The organism is Chryseobacterium tructae (genome assembly GCF_030409875.1).
GTDB classification, from domain to species: Bacteria; Bacteroidota; Bacteroidia; order Flavobacteriales; family Weeksellaceae; genus Chryseobacterium; species Chryseobacterium tructae.
This window is the reverse complement of the sequence record NZ_JAUFQR010000001.1, coordinates 273,023-291,210: the sequence shown is the minus strand read 5'-3', so window position 1 is coordinate 291,210 and position 18,188 is coordinate 273,023. Positions and strand designations below refer to the sequence as shown.

The 18,188-nt window shown below is 38.0% G+C and carries 11 protein-coding genes, 2 tRNA genes and 3 rRNA genes; 1 reads left to right on the top strand and 15 read right to left on the bottom strand.

The features are described 5' to 3' along the window. The first annotated feature begins 77 nt into the window (after positions 1-77). Positions 78-566 carry a hypothetical protein gene (locus QWZ06_RS01340; RefSeq protein WP_290295369.1) on the top strand — a complete coding sequence of 163 codons (489 nt, stop codon included), beginning with the start codon at positions 78-80 and terminating at the stop codon, positions 564-566. Positions 567-1,273: 707 nt separating this feature from the next. Here QWZ06_RS01340 and rrf read toward each other — a convergent pair. The 15 genes from rrf to QWZ06_RS01265 all read right to left on the bottom strand — a co-directional run bounded on the left by rrf (position 1,274) and on the right by QWZ06_RS01265 (position 18,177). Next, a 5S ribosomal RNA gene (rrf, locus tag QWZ06_RS01335) occupies positions 1,274-1,381 on the bottom strand. 146 nt (positions 1,382-1,527) lie between these two features. After that, positions 1,528-4,315, bottom strand: a 23S ribosomal RNA gene (locus tag QWZ06_RS01330). A 201-nt stretch (positions 4,316-4,516) separates the two neighbouring features. Then, positions 4,517-4,590, bottom strand: a tRNA-Ala gene (locus QWZ06_RS01325). Between the two features lie 110 nt (positions 4,591-4,700). Then, positions 4,701-4,774: transfer RNA gene (locus QWZ06_RS01320), tRNA-Ile, on the bottom strand. 223 nt (positions 4,775-4,997) lie between these two features. After that, positions 4,998-6,526 (bottom strand): 16S ribosomal RNA (locus tag QWZ06_RS01315). Together the 16S, 23S and 5S rRNA genes with 2 tRNA genes alongside form the textbook arrangement of a ribosomal RNA operon. Before the next feature lie 588 nt (positions 6,527-7,114). Next, complete coding sequence (locus QWZ06_RS01310; RefSeq protein ID WP_290295368.1) at positions 7,115-7,795, bottom strand: hypothetical protein; 681 nt, start codon at positions 7,793-7,795, stop codon at positions 7,115-7,117. Positions 7,796-7,799: 4 nt separating this feature from the next. Further along, positions 7,800-8,663 (bottom strand): dTDP-4-dehydrorhamnose reductase, encoded by an 864-nt coding sequence (gene rfbD / locus QWZ06_RS01305; RefSeq protein ID WP_290295367.1) that lies wholly within the window; start codon positions 8,661-8,663, stop codon positions 7,800-7,802. Positions 8,664-8,708: 45 nt separating this feature from the next. Next, positions 8,709-9,194, bottom strand: coding sequence for an acyl-CoA thioesterase (locus QWZ06_RS01300; RefSeq protein ID WP_290295366.1), 486 nt, complete (start codon positions 9,192-9,194; stop codon positions 8,709-8,711). Positions 9,195-9,264: 70 nt separating this feature from the next. Continuing rightward, positions 9,265-9,768 (bottom strand): OmpH/Skp family outer membrane protein, encoded by a 504-nt coding sequence (locus tag QWZ06_RS01295; RefSeq protein WP_290295365.1) that lies wholly within the window; start codon positions 9,766-9,768, stop codon positions 9,265-9,267. Positions 9,769-9,834: 66 nt separating this feature from the next. Next, positions 9,835-10,389 (bottom strand): OmpH/Skp family outer membrane protein, encoded by a 555-nt coding sequence (locus QWZ06_RS01290; RefSeq protein WP_290295364.1) that lies wholly within the window; start codon positions 10,387-10,389, stop codon positions 9,835-9,837. 8 nt (positions 10,390-10,397) lie between these two features. Beyond that, positions 10,398-12,932, bottom strand: coding sequence for an outer membrane protein assembly factor BamA (bamA, locus tag QWZ06_RS01285; RefSeq protein WP_290295363.1), 2,535 nt, complete (start codon positions 12,930-12,932; stop codon positions 10,398-10,400). Positions 12,933-12,960: 28 nt separating this feature from the next. Further along, positions 12,961-13,710, bottom strand: a complete 750-nt coding sequence (gene uppS / locus QWZ06_RS01280; RefSeq protein ID WP_290295362.1) for an undecaprenyl pyrophosphate synthase — start codon at positions 13,708-13,710, stop codon at positions 12,961-12,963. Positions 13,711-13,715: 5 nt separating this feature from the next. Beyond that, on the bottom strand, positions 13,716-14,606 hold the full coding sequence (gene porG, locus QWZ06_RS01275; RefSeq protein ID WP_290295361.1) for a type IX secretion system protein PorG: 891 nt from the start codon (positions 14,604-14,606) through the stop codon (positions 13,716-13,718). 213 nt (positions 14,607-14,819) lie between these two features. Next, positions 14,820-17,315, bottom strand: coding sequence for an exopolysaccharide transport family protein (locus QWZ06_RS01270; RefSeq protein ID WP_290295360.1), 2,496 nt, complete (start codon positions 17,313-17,315; stop codon positions 14,820-14,822). Positions 17,316-17,319: 4 nt separating this feature from the next. Continuing rightward, positions 17,320-18,177: a polysaccharide biosynthesis/export family protein gene (locus QWZ06_RS01265; protein ID WP_290295359.1), complete on the bottom strand. Its 858-nt coding sequence runs from the start codon at positions 18,175-18,177 to the stop codon at positions 17,320-17,322. Positions 18,178-18,188 lie beyond the last annotated feature (11 nt).

Sequence of the window (18,188 nt, the reverse complement as noted above, 5' to 3'; positions counted from 1 at the left end):
TGAAAATGAATAGCCGCTTTCTCAGAGTTCTCTTAAAGAAATATCTATATGTTAGTGTTTTAATAATCAGTGGTTATTTGAAAGCACAAGTTGTAAACGTTTCCGGAAATTGGGCCGCTACTATACCTACCATTACTGAAGCTGGAAATAACTATGCAGGAACTTATGATAATACAACCAGTACCCCTATAACAATATCAGCCACACTGCCAGGAAGTTTTCTCAACCTTCTTAACAGTACAGGGGCAAAAATGACCATGCATTATACTTCCAATGCTTGGAATAATTCATTAACTTTATCTGCAAAGAGAACAGGTGGAACCGGTAGTATTTCCGGGCTCTGCTTATTATGTACAGCTACAATCAATGGAGGAACTACCTACATACCAGTACCTCAGACTCCTGATGTAACTTTTGTAACGCTAACTTTTGCCGGAGTTTTAGGTCTTGGCAATACTGTTACTTTCTCAGATATTAACTTAATCCTACAATTAGCTGGTGTTTCTGTTACTATTCCCGCAAGTACATATAGTGCACGGGTAGTTTTCACTATATCTGCGAACTAGAACTCTAAAATCTATCCAGTTCGAATTAATGCTTTATTATTAAAATGACAATAGTATATTGAGACAGCTACAATGTTTACAGCTTCAAACAAGTGCTATTTTACTGCTATAATGACATTATATAATAAACTCGATATGTTAGCTTATTTTTAAGGTTAAAAGGGTTTAATAATAGGTCAATATTGAACAATTGAAAGCATTCATAATCAATAAAGGCCATTAGAGATCTTTTTTACTTTTAGCATAATGGGTACCCTTATCCACCATTTTGCCATCCCGTAGGGATCTAGAGTTAGACCTGATCTATCTATCTATCTATCTATCTATCTATCTATCTATCTATCTATCTATCTATCTATCTATCCAACATTCATTCAATAGAAGTGGGCTTTAGCCCGCTTTATCATCAATAACAATTCCAAAAGGCTTTAGCCAAAACCTGAATAACGAGGAGGAATAGAGCTAAGTATACAGTGATACCAGGAAATATTAGTAAGAATAAAGAGTAAAGAACAAAGACTTCCATGAAGAGCAAGTAGCAGTATGAGAATCAAGAACGAGGAACGAGGAACTAAGCTTCGGATTGCTCACTGTTTATTACTGATTAATGAGTACGTATTACTTATTGGTAGGGGATTACAGAGGTAAGGTATATAACAAAAAAAATCCTTTATCTTGCGATAAAGGATTTTTAAAAATAAAATAAAAACTGGCGGCGGCCTACTCTCCCGCGTTAGCAGTACCATCGGCGCTGGTGGGCTTAACTTCTGTGTTCGGAATGGGAACAGGTGAGCCCCACCGCTAAAACCACCCTAAAGGTTGTATATAAGATGTCAGATGCAAGACATCAGATCTCAGACCAATTTGTCTGATATCTGAGATCTAATCTCTGATATCTGTTTTAAGCGATAAAAACTTTCACAAAGAGCTAACCTTGCTGCACTTTCGAGCGGCCATATCAGGCTATAAATCTACGGGTAATTAGTACTACTCGGCTATGACATTACTGTCTTTACACCTATAGCCTATCAACGTGGTCATCTCCCACGACCCTTAAAAGATGTCTCATCTTGAGGCGAGTTTCGCACTTATATGCTTTCAGTGCTTATCTCTTCCAAACGTAGCTACTCAGCAGTGCACCTGGCGGTACAACTGATACACCAGAGGTTTGTTCAATTCGGTCCTCTCGTACTAGAATCAAGCCCTCTCAAACATCTAACGCCCGCAATAGATAGAGACCGAACTGTCTCACGACGTTCTGAACCCAGCTCGCGTGCCACTTTAATGGGCGAACAGCCCAACCCTTGGGACCTTCTCCAGCCCCAGGATGTGACGAGCCGACATCGAGGTGCCGAACCTCCCCGTCGATGTGAGCTCTTGGGGGGAGACTAGCCTGTTATCCCCGGAGTACCTTTTTATCCTATGAGCGATGGCCCTTCCATACGGAACCACCGGATCACTATGTCCTGCTTTCGCACCTGATCGACTTGTTGGTCTCACAGTCAAGCACCCTTATGCCATTACACTCTACGCACGGTTACCAAGCGTGCTGAGGGTACCTTTGAAAGCCTCCGTTACTCTTTTTGGAGGCGACCACCCCAGTCAAAACTACCCACCACGCAATGTCCTTCTAAAAAGAAGTTAGGCTCCAAGTAAGTAAAGGGTGGTATTTCAACGTCGGCTCCACAGACACTAGCGTGCCCACTTCATAGCCTCCCACCTATCCTACACATTACTTACTCAAAGTCAATACGAAGTTATAGTAAAGGTTCACAGGGTCTTTTTCGTCCCATTGCGGGTAATCGGCATCTTCACCGATACTACAATTTCACAGAGCTCATGGTTGAGACAGTGCCCAGATCGTTACACCATTCGTGCAGGTCGGAACTTACCCGACAAGGAATTTCGCTACCTTAGGACCGTTATAGTTACGGCCGCCGTTTACTGGGGCTTCAGTCAATGCCTTCGGTTTAACCCTAAGCACCTTCCTTAACCTTCCAGCACCGGGCAGGTGTCAGACCCTATACTGCATCTTTCGATTTTTGCAGAGTCCTGTGTTTTTTTGATAAACAGTCGCCTGGGCCTCTTTACTGCGGCCACCATTGCTGATGGCGTCTCTTCTCCCGAAGTTACGAGACTATTTTGCCTAGTTCCTTAACCATGATTCACTCTAGCACCTTAGGATTCTCTCCTCGACTACCTGTGTCGGTTTTTGGTACGGGTTGCTTCACTTCGGCTTTTTCTTGGAAGCACTTTCCCTACAGCAGCTTCGCCCGAAGGCTAGGCCTTGACTATTCCGTCAGTCTCCAGTAAGTACGGCACTCCGTCCCCTTTTTTTTAGTGTGAGCAAGTATGGGAATATTAACCCATTGTCCATCCACTACCCCTTTCGGGTTCGCGTTAGGTCCCGACTAACCCTCAGCTGATTAGCATGGCTGAGGAAAACCTTAGTCTTTCGGTGAGGGGGGTTTCTCGCCCCCCCTTTATCGTTACTTATGCCTACATTTTTCTTTTTCTATCCGCTCCACAATACCTCACAGTACTGCTTCGGCGCAAATAGAATGCTCTCCTACCAGATGTATCTAAAAATACAAATCCATAGCTTCGGTAATATGTTTTATGCCCGATTATTATCCATGCCGGACCGCTCGACTAGTGAGCTGTTACGCACTCTTTAAATGAATGGCTGCTTCCAAGCCAACATCCTAGCTGTCAATGCAGTCCAACCGCGTTGCTTCAACTTAACATATATTTTGGGACCTTAGCTGTTGGTCTGGGTTCTTTCCCTCTCGGACATGGACCTTAGCACCCATGCCCTCACTGCCGTAGAACATTTATTAGCATTCGGAGTTTGTCAGGAATTGGTAGGCGATGAAACCCCCGCATCCAATCAGTAGCTCTACCTCTAATAAACTTATATACGACGCTGCACCTAAATGCATTTCGGAGAGTACGAGCTATCTCCCAGTTTGATTGGCCTTTTCACCCCTACCCACAGGTCATCCGAAGACTTTTTCAACGTCAACCGGTTCGGTCCTCCACTCTGTGTTACCAGAGCTTCAACCTGCCCATGGGTAGATCACAAGGTTTCGCGTCTAATCCTACTAACTATACGCCCTATTCAGACTCGCTTTCGCTCCGGCTCCGGTACTTAATACCTTAACCTCGCTAGTAAAAATTAACTCGTAGGCTCATTATGCAAAAAGGCACGCCGTCACAGCTTAATGCTGCTCCGACCGCTTGTAGGCGTACGGTTTTCAGGTTCTATTTCACCCTTCTATTCGAAGTGCTTTTTCACCTTTCCTTCACAGTACTTGTTCACTATCGGTCTTTCAGGAGTATTTAGCCTTGGAGGATGGTCCCCCCCCATATTCAGACAGGATTTCACGTGTCCCGCCATACTCATTTATCATCTTAATATACCTTTCGAATACCGGGCTATCACCGTCTATGGCCGTTCTTTCCAGAACGTTCTTCTAAATATATAAAGACTTTTGGGCTAATCCGCTTTCGCTCGCCACTACTTACGGAATCTCTTCGATTTCTTTTCCTCCGGGTACTTAGATGTTTCAGTTCTCCGGGTTTGCTCTCCTTGCGGAGTGACATGTCTTCAACATGCCGGGTTGCCCCATTCGGACATCTGCGGATCAATTCGTGTGTGCCAATCCCCGCAGCTTTTCGCAGCTTACCACGTCCTTCGTCGCCTCTGAAAGCCTAGGCATCCGCCATACGCCCTTAACGATTTCTTTCCTAATATTATTATTAGTTCAGTATTTTTCTAGATAATTTAAATTATCAATATTTTTGTAAACTTCGCACTCGAAAGTGCTCGGTTATCTCTTTGTGATGTCTTTACCGTTAATGTCAATGATCGTTATGCTATTTCTGATCTAATTCGCAAATATTGTTTTTGGCTCTATCTGCTTATTTAATATTAAACCATCTATATGTGGAGAATAAGGGAGTCGAACCCTTGACCTCCTGCGTGCAAGGCAGGCGCTCTAGCCAGCTGAGCTAATTCCCCCTCTAGGTCAAGATTTAAATATTTAATGATTTTTATCATTTAAAAAAATTAAACGCTGCTAATTTTTTTAAAATCTTTAAATTCTTCAATCTTTAAATCCCTTTAATTAGTAGTCTCGGGCAGGCTCGAACTGCCGACCTCTACATTATCAGTGTAGCGCTCTAACCAGCTGAGCTACGAGACTGTCTATTAGACGTAAAGATGATAGACTGATAGATAATAGACTAATTTCTTCGTCTTTCTCTCTCTGCTTTTTATCTTCTTTGTCTCTCTCAATCCCTTTACTAATTTCTAGTGGGTTTTGTATTTTTAATATAAATCAACCAAACAAAAAACTAAAGCTTTACTTTGAATAAGTACTTGTATCTCTCGATACTAATTTTGTTTATCGTCTAAAAGACGCTCTAAAATGAGATGTTCCAGCCGCACCTTCCGGTACGGCTACCTTGTTACGACTTAGCCCTAGTTACCTGTTTTACCCTAGGCAGCTCCTATTACGGTCACCGACTTCAGGTACCCCAGACTTCCATGGCTTGACGGGCGGTGTGTACAAGGCCCGGGAACGTATTCACCGCGCCATGGCTGATGCGCGATTACTAGCGATTCCAGCTTCATAGAGTCGAGTTGCAGACTCCAATCCGAACTGAGACCAGCTTTCGAGATTTGCATCACATCGCTGTGTAGCTGCCCTCTGTACTGGCCATTGTATTACGTGTGTGGCCCAAGGCGTAAGGGCCGTGATGATTTGACGTCATCCCCACCTTCCTCTCTACTTGCGTAGGCAGTCTCACTAGAGTCCCCAACTTAATGATGGCAACTAGTGACAGGGGTTGCGCTCGTTGCAGGACTTAACCTAACACCTCACGGCACGAGCTGACGACAACCATGCAGCACCTTGAAAAATGTCCGAAGAAAAGTCTATTTCTAAACCTGTCATTTCCCATTTAAGCCTTGGTAAGGTTCCTCGCGTATCATCGAATTAAACCACATAATCCACCGCTTGTGCGGGCCCCCGTCAATTCCTTTGAGTTTCAAACTTGCGTTCGTACTCCCCAGGTGGCTAACTTATCACTTTCGCTTAGTCTCTGAAGCCGAAGCCCCAAAAACGAGTTAGCATCGTTTTACGGCGTGGACTACCAGGGTATCTAATCCTGTTCGCTCCCCCACGCTTTTCGTCCATCAGCGTCAGTTGTTGCTTAGTAACCTGCCTTCGCAATTGGTGTTCTAAGTAATATCTATGCATTTCACCGCTACACTACTTATTCCAGCTACTTCAATAACACTCAAGACCTGCAGTATCAATGGCAGTTTCACAGTTAAGCTGTGAGATTTCACCACTGACTTACAGATCCGCCTACGGACCCTTTAAACCCAATAAATCCGGATAACGCTTGCACCCTCCGTATTACCGCGGCTGCTGGCACGGAGTTAGCCGGTGCTTATTCGTATAGTACCTTCAGCTACTCTCACGAGAGTAGGTTTTATCCCTATACAAAAAGAAGTTTTACAACCCATAGGGCCGTCGTCCTTCACGCGGGATGGCTGGATCAGGCTCTCACCCATTGTCCAATATTCCTCACTGCTGCCTCCCGTAGGAGTCTGGTCCGTGTCTCAGTACCAGTGTGGGGGGGATCACCCTCTCAGGCCCCCCTAAAGATCGCAGACTTGGTGAGCCGTTACCTCACCAACTATCTAATCTTGCGCGTGCCCATCTCTATCCACCGGAGTTTTTCAATATCGAATGATGCCATTCAATATATTATGGGGTATTAATCTTCCTTTCGAAAGGCTATCCCCCCCAGATAAAGGCAGGTTGCACACGTGTTCCGCACCCGTACGCCGCTCTCTCTGTTCCGAAGAACAAATACCGCTCGGCTTGCATGTGTTAGGCCTCCCGCTAGCGTTCATCCTGAGCCAGGATCAAACTCTCCATTGTATGTTTGTCTGACTCACTCAAAGTTTTTTAACGCTTTAGTTTTTCCTTACTTGGTTGTTATATTGTATGTCAATGATCTTTTCTTCTTTCGCTTTGTAACGAAGCAATCTTTCTGTCAGTGTCGCTCCGTATTTGCGAGTGCAAAAGTAAAACTTTATTTCGTAATGACCAAATGTTTCGAAAGAAAATTTTAAAGTTTTTTAAGTAACCTTAATTCCTCCCTTAACCTCAATCTCTATACTCCTGCGCTCCCTTAATTGGGACTGCAAAGATACTAACTTTATTTTATCTCACAAGTTTTATTTGCTAAAACTTATAAAGCTTTTTCCGCTTATATCTTATCAAGTATCATATTGTTTTTGCTTATCTAAAAGCCCTTCTGCGCTTACTGAATCTCTTTCGTTTTTCAGTGGGGCAAAGATAACAACTTATTACCACGCAAAACAAACTTATTTAACATAAAATTCATATCTGTGTAACATTTTACTTCTAACCCCCTGATACCTTGAGAGAAAAATTCTCACCGAAATATATAAAAATACCCGGTTGTTATTAAAACCGGGTATTCGCTATTCCTATAATGAAGTGTTATTGCTTATTTTCTTTATAAATTGCACTTAAAAATTCCGCATAAGACTTTTCTAAACCAATAATATCTCCAGATTTAAGGTTCAAACCACCTGTTCCAGAGTTATCTGGTTTTACTTTTAAAGATGAAACCTGAAAATAAAGATTATCATCATTGGTTTTCGGTTGAACTTTCACTGTTGAACCTAAAAATTTCTTCGTAGAAATGGTATATACTTCTCCCGGAATAATTTTTATTTTAAAAAAGGACCTTGGTGATACAATATAGTCTTTACTATTAATATTGATCTTCTGATCTTTTTCTGAAGAAGCAAATATATACATCATCCCATTATTCACTTTTACTTTTTCTTTTGGAGTATAATATAATGCTATCTTATAATTGGAAGGATTAAAGTTCTGAGGTGATCCGTCTATATTTTCAAAAGGTTTTATGACAAAAGTATTGGCTCCAATCTCTTTTGCTTTTTTATATACTAATGAAAACAGCATGGCATCATCTTTTGAAAATCCCTGAACTTCGGCTTCTCCTAAATAGATGGCCTCTGTTTCTGCTTCATCTTTTTTATAAAGAAATTTATCTGCATTATCATTGGTCTTCTCCACTTTACTCAGATAAACATTCTGTGCATTCCAGAGTTGAATACATAATACAGAAAAGATAATGGCTATATTTCTCATATTATTATTGTTGTGTAAGGATCTCAACGCATTCTTCAAGACTGTGTTCCCAGTGTTTCGGTTCTATCTTATAAATCTCTTCTATTTTATCCAGAGACATGGTGCTTCTTACAGGCCTTTTGGCTGGAGTTGGATACTGCTCAGTTGTTAAAGCGTTCAATTGTATTGGCGATTTTGAAAACTCAGCGATTTTCTTTGCAAAATCAAACCAGGTAGTTTCAGGATAGTTTGAAAAGTGGAAAACACCGTAAATTTTATTAGGGGTTTCAATAATTTCCATGATTGCAGCAGCAAGATCATTTGCATTTGTAGGCTGTCCAAACTGATCTGCCACAATTCCTAACTCGGTTTTCTGAGAGAATAAATTCAACATTGTTTTCACAAAGTTCTTGTTAAACTCAGAATATAACCATGAGGTTCTTAGGATAATAGTCTTAGGATTAAGTTCCAATGCTAATTCTTCTCCTTTTCTCTTTGATTCTCCGTACACTCCTATCGGATTTGTAAAATCATCTTCTGAATAAGCCAGATTGGTATCGCCGTCAAAAACATAGTCTGTAGAAACGTGAATCAAAGTGGCCTTAAAATCTAAACAAGCTTGGGCAAGGTGAGCGACTCCTTCTGCATTTACAGCAAACGCTTTTTCTTTTTCTTTTTCGGCTAAATCTACCGCGGTATATGCAGAAGCATTAATACAATAATCTGGTTTGTTATCGTAAAAGAAATCATTAACCTGTTCTTGATTGGTTACATCCAGAGTTGAGGAGTCTGTAAAAAGAAATTCATACTGATTTTCAAAATCGGGAGCTATTTTTCTAATACAGTTTCCTAGCTGTCCATTGCTGCCTATTACTGCTATTTTTTTCATATTTTTTTATTTTTAAACTATCAAAAAATTCTCAATAGAAATGTATTAAGAGTTTTTTGCATTTTGGGATCTTAAAAATTTAACTCTTGACTGGAAATCTTTTTGTATCAGATCTACATAAAACTTGTGGAAGGTTTCTTTTATTTCTTCCGGATGAACTTCGGATTTTCTTGTTTTTACATTGAAATAAATCACAGTTACCCAAAGCACAGCATGAATTGTTTTCTCATCTAAGCTTTTCATCAGGATCTCCACTTTGGCAGTTCTATCTTGTATATCGATCGTTTTACTACTGATGACGACTTGAGTATTGTATCTTACTTCTTTCAGGTAAGCTATTTCATTCTGAATAGCGATCCAAGTACACCCCGTTTGTTTGGTATATTCTTCATAAGTAAATCCGTAAAATGTCTCTACATGATCTTCTCTTGCATTGAACATATATTCCAGGTATTTTACATTATTCAAGTGGCCGATAGGATCACAGTCACTAAACCTTACTTTAACTATAGTTGATACTTCTTTTTCCATTCCGCAAAAATAAACAAACCGCCTCTTTTGGAGGCGGTTTGTCTTATAAATCTTTGTTAATTTGCTGAAATTATTGAATTCCTAATTCTTTCTTTACAGCTGCGGTAGCATCAGCACCAGCTTTGTATAAGAATGCAGGTGAATTTGCATCCATTACATACTCATATCCGTTAGCTTTAGATACTTTTTCTACAGCATCGTTCAATTTTTTCTCAATTGGTCCGAATGCTACTTCTTGCTTAGCCTGAAGATCTTTTTGAGCTTTATCCTGCATTTGAGCTATTTCTTCCTGAACTTTCTGTAATTCAGCTTCTCTAGCTTTGTTTTCGTCTGCAGTTTTCTTAGGAGCTTCTTCACTATACTGCTTTAGTTTAGCTTGCCCAGCATCATATTTCTTTTTGATCTCTGCCTGCTTAGTATCGTAGAATGTTTTAAGGTCAGCATCTGCTTTTTTCTTTTCAGGCATTGCATTAAGAACTCCCAATACATCTAAAGTAGCCATTTTTTGAGCTTTTACCGTACCTACAGAAACAATCATCATCACTGCTGCAAATAATACACTTAATTTTTTCATAATTGGTAAATAAATAATTTAATTTGTTTTTAGATTTCAAATTTACGTAAAAGTTAATTTAAAAACTTACTTTTTACTTTTACTTGTTGTTTTCTCTTTTTTATCTGTTCCTTTCAGTAAAATAGCTAATACTTTTTCTGTATAGTCATATTTTCCCTGAAGAAAAATAACACTAATGTTATTGCTTTTATCAAGAACTATGCCCAACCCATTTTTTTCGGACATTGTTTTGATAGCTCCCCAGATCTGATCCTGGAATGGTAAAACGAGATTTGTTCTCAATTTTGTTATTTCACCATTGGCTCCGAAACGTAAGCTTGTAGTTGTTTTGACATTTTTATCAAGATCTACAACTTCTTTTTCTCTAAGCTTCAGCTGGTCTCCTATCAATAACACTTTTTCACTTTCAAAAGCTGCTTTTTTTCTTTCATACTCTGACTGCATGTTTTGAAGTTCAGATTGCCAGGTATCAATTTGAGAATTTAATCTCGCTTCAGCTTCTTTATACTGCGGTAATTTATTTAAAATTTCATTAGTATCTACCACTCCTATTTTCTGGGCATTTCCCAACCCAAAAAGTAAGAGCAATACAAAAGTGATGGTTATTTTAAAGTTCTTCATATGTATAATTATAATGATTGGTTCATTAAGAAATGGGTTTGCCATCCTGACTTGTTTCCATCTAAAGTCTTATCAAATCCATAAGCAAAGTCGAATCCGATCAATCCGAATGCTCCCATATACACTCTTACACCAACCCCTACTGATCTTTTCAATTGGAATGGGTTATAATTACCCCATGAGTTCCAAACGTTACCTCCTTCAGCAAAAGTCAATGCATAAATTTTAGCTGTTTGGTTTAATGAGATTGGATATCTTAATTCCAGCGTAAATCTGTTGTAGATTGTTCCCCCTCCTTGTGGCGTGATATCTGCAGCTGCACCTCCGGAGTTACTTTGCGTATCATATCCTCTTAAAGGAATTAGTTCTCTACCATCATATCTACCTCCAAATAATCCAGTCCCTCCTACATAGAATCTTTCAAATGGCGGAGCTCCAAGGTTTTTATTATAACCATCCATGAATCCCATTTCAGCAGAAGATCTTAATACAAGCTTACCAACAATTTCGTTATAAATGTCTGCCTTAAACTTGATCTTATAGAATTCCATCCACTTATACTTATCAATAGGCTTCATTTCATCGTAATTCTTTTTGCTAAACAATGAATATGGTGGTGTCAATTTTGCCGAAAGTTCAATATTAGAACCTGATGTCGGGAAAATTGGATCTATACCGGCAGAGTTTCTGCTTAATCCTAGGTTAATACTAAAGTTATTAGCTGTTCCATAGTTTTCTGTAACATCTCCAAATTGGAATGGATAGTTATTAAAGTCATATTTCTGGAACTGTAATCCTGTATACAGAGAGAAATAATCATCTGGCCAGTTCAGAAGTCTGTTCAGACCTACTGATGCCGAGAATATATTAAGTTTCTGTGAGCCTCCAAACTGATCACTATATTTCACTCTTGAGTTATTCAAACTTACAGAAAGCGCTGTTGGTTTTGTTCCGAATAACCAAGGCTCAACAAATGATACTCCATAGTTCTGGAAATACTGTCCCGCCTGTACCTGAATAGAGAATGTTTGACCATCTCCTTGTGGTACTGGTTTAAAGTCTTTGAACTTAAGGAAGTTTCTCAATGAGAAGTTATTAAATGTCAATCCTAGAGTACCAATGAAGCTATTACCTCCATACCCTGCTTGTAACTGAACCTGGGAAGATCCTTTTTCTACAAGTTTCCAATTAATATCAACGGTATTGTCTGCCTGATTAGGCTGAATATCTTGTCCGATCTGTTGTGGATCGAAGAATGACATCCCTGCCAAATCGAAATATGTTCTTTTGATCTCGGTCTTTTTGAATAATTCTCCCGGTTTTGTTCTTAACGCTCTAAGAATTACGTGGTCATGGGTTGTTACATTCCCTTGCCATGTTACTTTATTCCAAGTTGCCTGTTCTCCTTCATTTACTCTGATCTCTAAGTTTACGGCATCACCGTTCACTGATTTTTCAACCGGTGTAACATTGGAGAAAAGGTATCCGTTATTCATGTAAACGGATTTGATATCGGAATCATCTTCCTTACCTCCGTCTTCACCTACTTTTTTATTGAAACCTACTGCATCGTAGATATCTCCTTTTTTATATCCTAATAATCTTTGTAAATATTCTGTAGAATAAACAGTATTACCTGTGAACGTAATATCACCGATATAATACTTTTTACCTTCATTCAATTTTACATTGATCTCGTAGTTATTTTTTTTGTTTCTCCATACGGAGTCCGAAACTACTTTCGCATCTCTATATCCTAAGGAGTTATAATAACTGATCAGGTTTTGTTTATCCTCCTGATATTTATCTTCAATGAATTTTGAAGATTTCAAGATTCCTCCGATACCGAAACGTTTTTGTTTTGTTTCTTTGAAAGCTTTTTTTCTAAGCTTGTTATCGGATACACTTTGATTGCCTTCAAATTCGATATGGTCGATTTTAATTCTTTTTCCCTTATCTACATTGATCGTCCAGTCTACCAAAGACGGATCTCCGGCATTTACTCTATCCTCGATACTGATTTTTGCGTCGGCAAAACCTTTTTTAATATAGTCTTTCGGGATGTTTGCCTTAAGACTTGACACCAAGTTTTGAGTAATCTTTGTGCCTGGCTTCAGATTGTTATCTTTAGCTAGTTTTTCACTTTTTGATTTCCCAATTCCTTTGCCCTTGAATTTCACTTCTCCAAGTTCCTTCAGATCTTGAAGATAGAATTTAAGAACTACAGTCTGTCCTTCAATGCTTTGAACATATACTTCCACTTCAGAAAAAGATTGGGTATCCCAAAGCTTTTTAACGGCATTACTGATTTTCTGTCCTGGAATATCCACGCTTTCTCCTTTGGATAAGCCTGTAAATCTAAGGATCTGAGCTGGTGTATACTTTTTTACTCCATCTACAACAATGTCTTTAAGTGTATAGGTACCTACCTCATTGTCTGCATGTACAGCATTGTTTACTTTCGTGCTGTCTTGTGGAGTTACTTGTCCATAAAAATGTGCAGAAGCAGCAAACATAATGATGGGTAATAGTCTAAACTTCATTTTATCGAGTCTTTCTTTTCTTTAAAATTTATTGGCCTTGTATCTGCTCTCCGGTTAACCCGTATCTTCTTTCTTTGTTTTGATAATCAACAATACATTGGAAGAAAATATCTTTGGTGAAATCCGGCCATAGAACATTTAAAAACTGTAATTCAGCATAAGCAATCTGCCAAAGAAGGAAGTTACTTATTCTTATCTCGCCGCTTGTTCTTATCAGCAGATCTACAGGAGGAAAATCTTTGGTATAGAGATAGTTTTCGAATAATTTTTCATCGATATTCTCTACGTCTACTTTTCCTTCTTTTACATCTGAACTGATATTTTTTACGGCATTCAGTATTTCGCTTTGTGAGCCATAGCTAATAGCCAGTACAAGGTTTCCTTTTGTGTTTTCTTTTGTAAGTTCTACCACACGCTCTAGCTGTTCTTTTACTAAAGTAGGCAGCTTATCGAGATTCCCTATTACATGCATTCTCAAGCCTTTGCTGAAGATTTCCTCTGCTTCTAATAGCAGGGTTTCCACCAGTAAGTTCATGAGGGTATTTACTTCTTCAGTAGGACGGCTCCAGTTTTCTGAAGAAAATGTGTAAAGTGTTAAATAAGGGATATTGATCTCATTACATGCATTAATAGCATTTCTTACAGCATCAATGGCATTTTTGTGACCGAAGGTTCTTTCTTCGCCACGAGATTTAGCCCATCTCCCATTACCATCCATAATGATGGCTACGTGTTTTGGTAAATTCTCAGAATTTATTTTATCTTTAATCAACGACATATTAATTAATCACAATAACATGGAGGTCTTCCAAACGAAAACGTTAATCCTAAACTGAAAGTATTCATCCAGTCTTTGGATCTTTCATCTCCAATATTTCTCTTTTTAATAAACTCTCCTTCTCGTTCTTTGGCAGCAGCAAAATAATTTCCAGATTGCAATAAAGAGCCTCCTGTAGCCGGATCCAAGATATCGGCATTAAAGGAACTTTTTATATCCTCAGGAAGGATTTTACTATGATCAAGCTGATCTGTCAAAGTGTATCTAAAGGTTGCTTCTGCAAATATAGCCCAAGTATGGTTAAATTTATACTTCAAACCTACACCAAAAGGGATATGCATGGTAACTTTTTTTCCTAATGAGTATTCAGTGGTTGTTTTAAAGTCCATTTCATTGATCGGGGCAAGGGCTACTCCATCCGGATCTCTTCTGAAATCATGTGATAGATTCGCTTTAGGAGCATCAAACATTAAAGCTCCAATACCTCCGAAAATATATGGACTTACCATACTTATCTGTTCATTATTTACTGGGAAAAAGTTATATTCAAATATTAAACTTGCTTCGTATACGTTATTTTTCCCGTATGCATTTCTATTTCTTCTATATTCTTCTTTCGCAGCTTTATCGCTAAACTGGATCTGATTATACCCTAAATCCAATCTAACAGTTTGATGCGGGTTAAAATTAAATCTATATAAAATTCCTCCATAAAACGGGATCCCCCAATCCGACATTCTATTTAAATCCAACGGCTTTTGTAAAATATAACTTGTGCTCCCTACATCACCCACTAGGCTACTCATGCCTAGACGAACCCCCAATTCGTTTCTTTGTGCTTTAACACTCACCACTCCAAGGAAGGCGAGGAAGCTAAACAATAATTTTTTATTCATAAAAGAATATGGATTTATGGTTATTTTAAAATTTAATTTTTGCAAATATAAAACATTTTTATATTAATGATAATCTTAATGTTTAGTTAAAAATAAACAAAAAAACATAATTTGTTATAAAGTAAACGGCAAAGTGGCAAAAATATTCTTTTTTTCATAGAATGAAAATCCTCAAAGTATAAAAAAACCCCCATCGAATGAGGGTTTAAGGCTCTATTTTTTATTAAACATTATCTGCACTTTGTTCCGTATTCTAATCAATAACGGTTCTTTGTAATTTTTATCTTCATCAAAATATCCATAACCATATCCGTAGCCATAACCATATCCGTACCCGTATCCCTGCTTCGTATTATAGTCATTATAAATAAGTCCTAAATGTTCAATTTCATTATTTTGATATTTCTCAGTAACCATCTTCATCATGTACTTCTCTGTGTATTCGTGACGAACCACATATATATTCGCATCGGAATATTTCATTAGTTCATAAGAATCTGCTACCAGACCTACCGGCGGAGAATCTATAATAATGAAATCATATTTTTCTTTCAGTTCTTCTATAAACTTAACATTTCTTCGGCTCATCAGCAATTCTGAAGGATTCGGAGGAATGGGACCCGAAGTCGCTACATCCAGATTAGGAATTTTCGTTTTATTAATAATCTGGTCTATATTCACTTCTCCGGTAAGGTAGTTTGAAATACCATATTTATTATCAATATTAAAATCCCCAAAGATTTTTGGTTTTCTAAGATCCATACCTAAAAGGATCGTTTTCTTATCACTTAATCCTAATACGGATGCCAAGTTAATAGAAACGTAAGTTTTTCCTTCTCCACCTACTGAAGAGGTCACCAATATTACTTTGCCTTTTCCCTGTTCATCATTATTCATCAGGAATCTCATATTGGCTCTAATCCCTCTAAATGCTTCTGAAACAGAAGACTTAGGCTGTTCCAGAACAGTAAGCATATTTTCACTGCTGTTGTTTCCGATTACTCCAAGAAGAGGAATCTTCGTTACTCCTAATAGCTCCTTAATGTTTCTGATCTTATTATCAAGCAATTCGCCAATCAGGATAAATAGTATTGGAAGTAATAACATTCCACCAATTATTCCGGCTTTTGCCATTTTTATATTAGGGCTTACAGGTCCTTGGCCAATATTCTTAGCAGGGTCAATTACACTTACATCGGACTGATTGGTTGCTACATTTAAACGAGATTCATTTTGTCTGGTCAGCAAGCTATTGTATGTCGCTTCGATCATACTATAGCCTCTTTCTGCATCTAGGTATTTTCTTTCTTTTTCAGGATAAGATGTTAAATCAGTGTTAGCATCTGCAACCTGACGATCAATTTTATTGATCTCATCATAATATTTGGTGTAGTAGTTTTTTAAACTATTAAAAGAACCTGTCTTCGCTTCATTAATTAACCTGTTTACTTCCTTCATTGGCTCGGAAGTGGGCTTGTAAATTTGAGCCAATTCTGATCTTTTTGCATACAAAGCTTTAAGTTCACTTACAGAAGCAGAGAAATATCCATCTTCAAAACCAGCGGCATTTGTAGCGATCATTTTATCAAAATTCTGAGACTGAAGTGTATTTTTAATATTATTCAGAGAGGTAATTTTACTTACAAAGTCTGCTTTTTTGGCTTCAAGGTCTTTTATTGTTTCAAGAGATTTTTCATCTCTATCTTTAATATTGTAAAGTTTTTCTGATGTTTTTAAATAGTTCAGGACAGCAGCAGCTGAATCAAGTCTTTTACGTATTCCATCAAGACTTCCCTGCAGATAAGCGGTTGTATTTTTATTAACAATGTTTTTATCTTCAAGTCTTTTTTTCTGAAGCTCGGTTACCGATTTATTCAGGAAGTTTACTGTACTGTTAAGATTATATCCTTTTTTAGTAATAATCATAATTGTATTGATTTCTTTATCAAAACCAACACCTATGGTAGATACAATATCATTAACACCTTGATTTATAGTTACTAAATTAATAATAATATTATCCAGTTTAATATTAGGGGTAACCGGATTCTGAACCAGTTTAAATCTTAAATTGGGAGAGTTATACCATTCATTAACTCTAACAATTTTATTGGCAGGTCTATTGTAAGGCTTGATATTGTAAAAGCCTTCCATTTCATAACTATATAAATTGGAAGACTGTCCTTCTTCTGGTAACACGACTTCATAAGAACCATTACCTTTAGGCAATAATGTAATTGGATAATTAACCTGCTGGAGGTGTTTTTTATCAATTTCAAGGAAAACCGGAGAGTCGTCCTTATCCAGGTAAGTGGACTTTACAAATCCTTTGGTAGAATAATTCACATAAAGGCTTAATTCTTTAACCAGATATTCGTTATGAGATCTTGAGTAAAGCATTTTCTTTAAATACACTCCATCCTGGTTTCCACCCTGTCCCCAAATAAAGTTAATGGATTGGTTTGGGCTAAAATAGCTCGAAGTACTATTGGAAATACTCAAAGACAAGTCTGAAGCATATACATTCTGTGCATAATATTTACTATACACCCAAGAGATGGCATAGCCAATAAGGAACATAAAAGCAAACCAATACCAGTTTTTAAGTAATCTTCTTAAAAAGTGTTCGAGATCAAATAATGCAAAAGTCCCATACTTCTCTTTTGGAGCTTCGCTTTTTCCTACTGCGGTATCTTTTCCTGGAATCATGGGATTAAAGTCTTTGTAGGATTGTATATAGAGTTAATGCTGTTGTAATCGCTGTCACACCAGTAAGTAGTGTCTGAATAGGATCTTTACCGAATCCATTCAAGCTTTTTCTTCTGGTATTAAGATAAATTTCGTCTCCATTCTGTATATAATAGTAAGGCGAGTTCATCAAGTCTTCACGAGTAAGGTCTATTTTAGCAATCTTGATCCCTTCCGGAAGTTTTCTGTGGATAACCACTTCTTTTTTATCAATTGTTCTATTCAATCCACCGTTAATGGCTAACGCCTCAGTAATGGTAAGGGTATTTTTATGGGCTACTTTTTCTCCAGACATCCCTGTTGTTTCAACATCTCCAAGTATGTAATAGGTAATCCCATCCGTATTTAATCTCACTTCTGATTTCCCTTCCTGGAAATTTTCGTTTACTTTAGTCTGAATTTCTTTTGCTATATCATCAACCGTTCTTCCTTCGGCTTTAATGTATCCTATTCCGAAGACATTAATATCTCCGTTGTTATCTACTTTCAACCCATTAAAATAAAAATTGACATTTCCTCCCATAGTAGAGCCTGTACCACCTGCAGTTGCCACAGTGCTCATTGCTCCACCACCTGTTCCGCCTGAAGTATTGTATGCAGAGTAAAACTGGGCTGCATCTCCTTTAGGCGTAGTCACGATATTAAGGTTAAGCATATCATTTTTGGTAATCCTGTAGATAGGGATATTGTAGGGAACAAGACCTTCTTCATTAATTACTAAGCTTTCACTCGGCTGTAAATATCTTACATCCTTTGTGGTGATGCACGAGGTAAGTAAAAAAGATAATAATATTAAAAATAAATACTTAAAGTTCTTCATCATGTTTGAATATT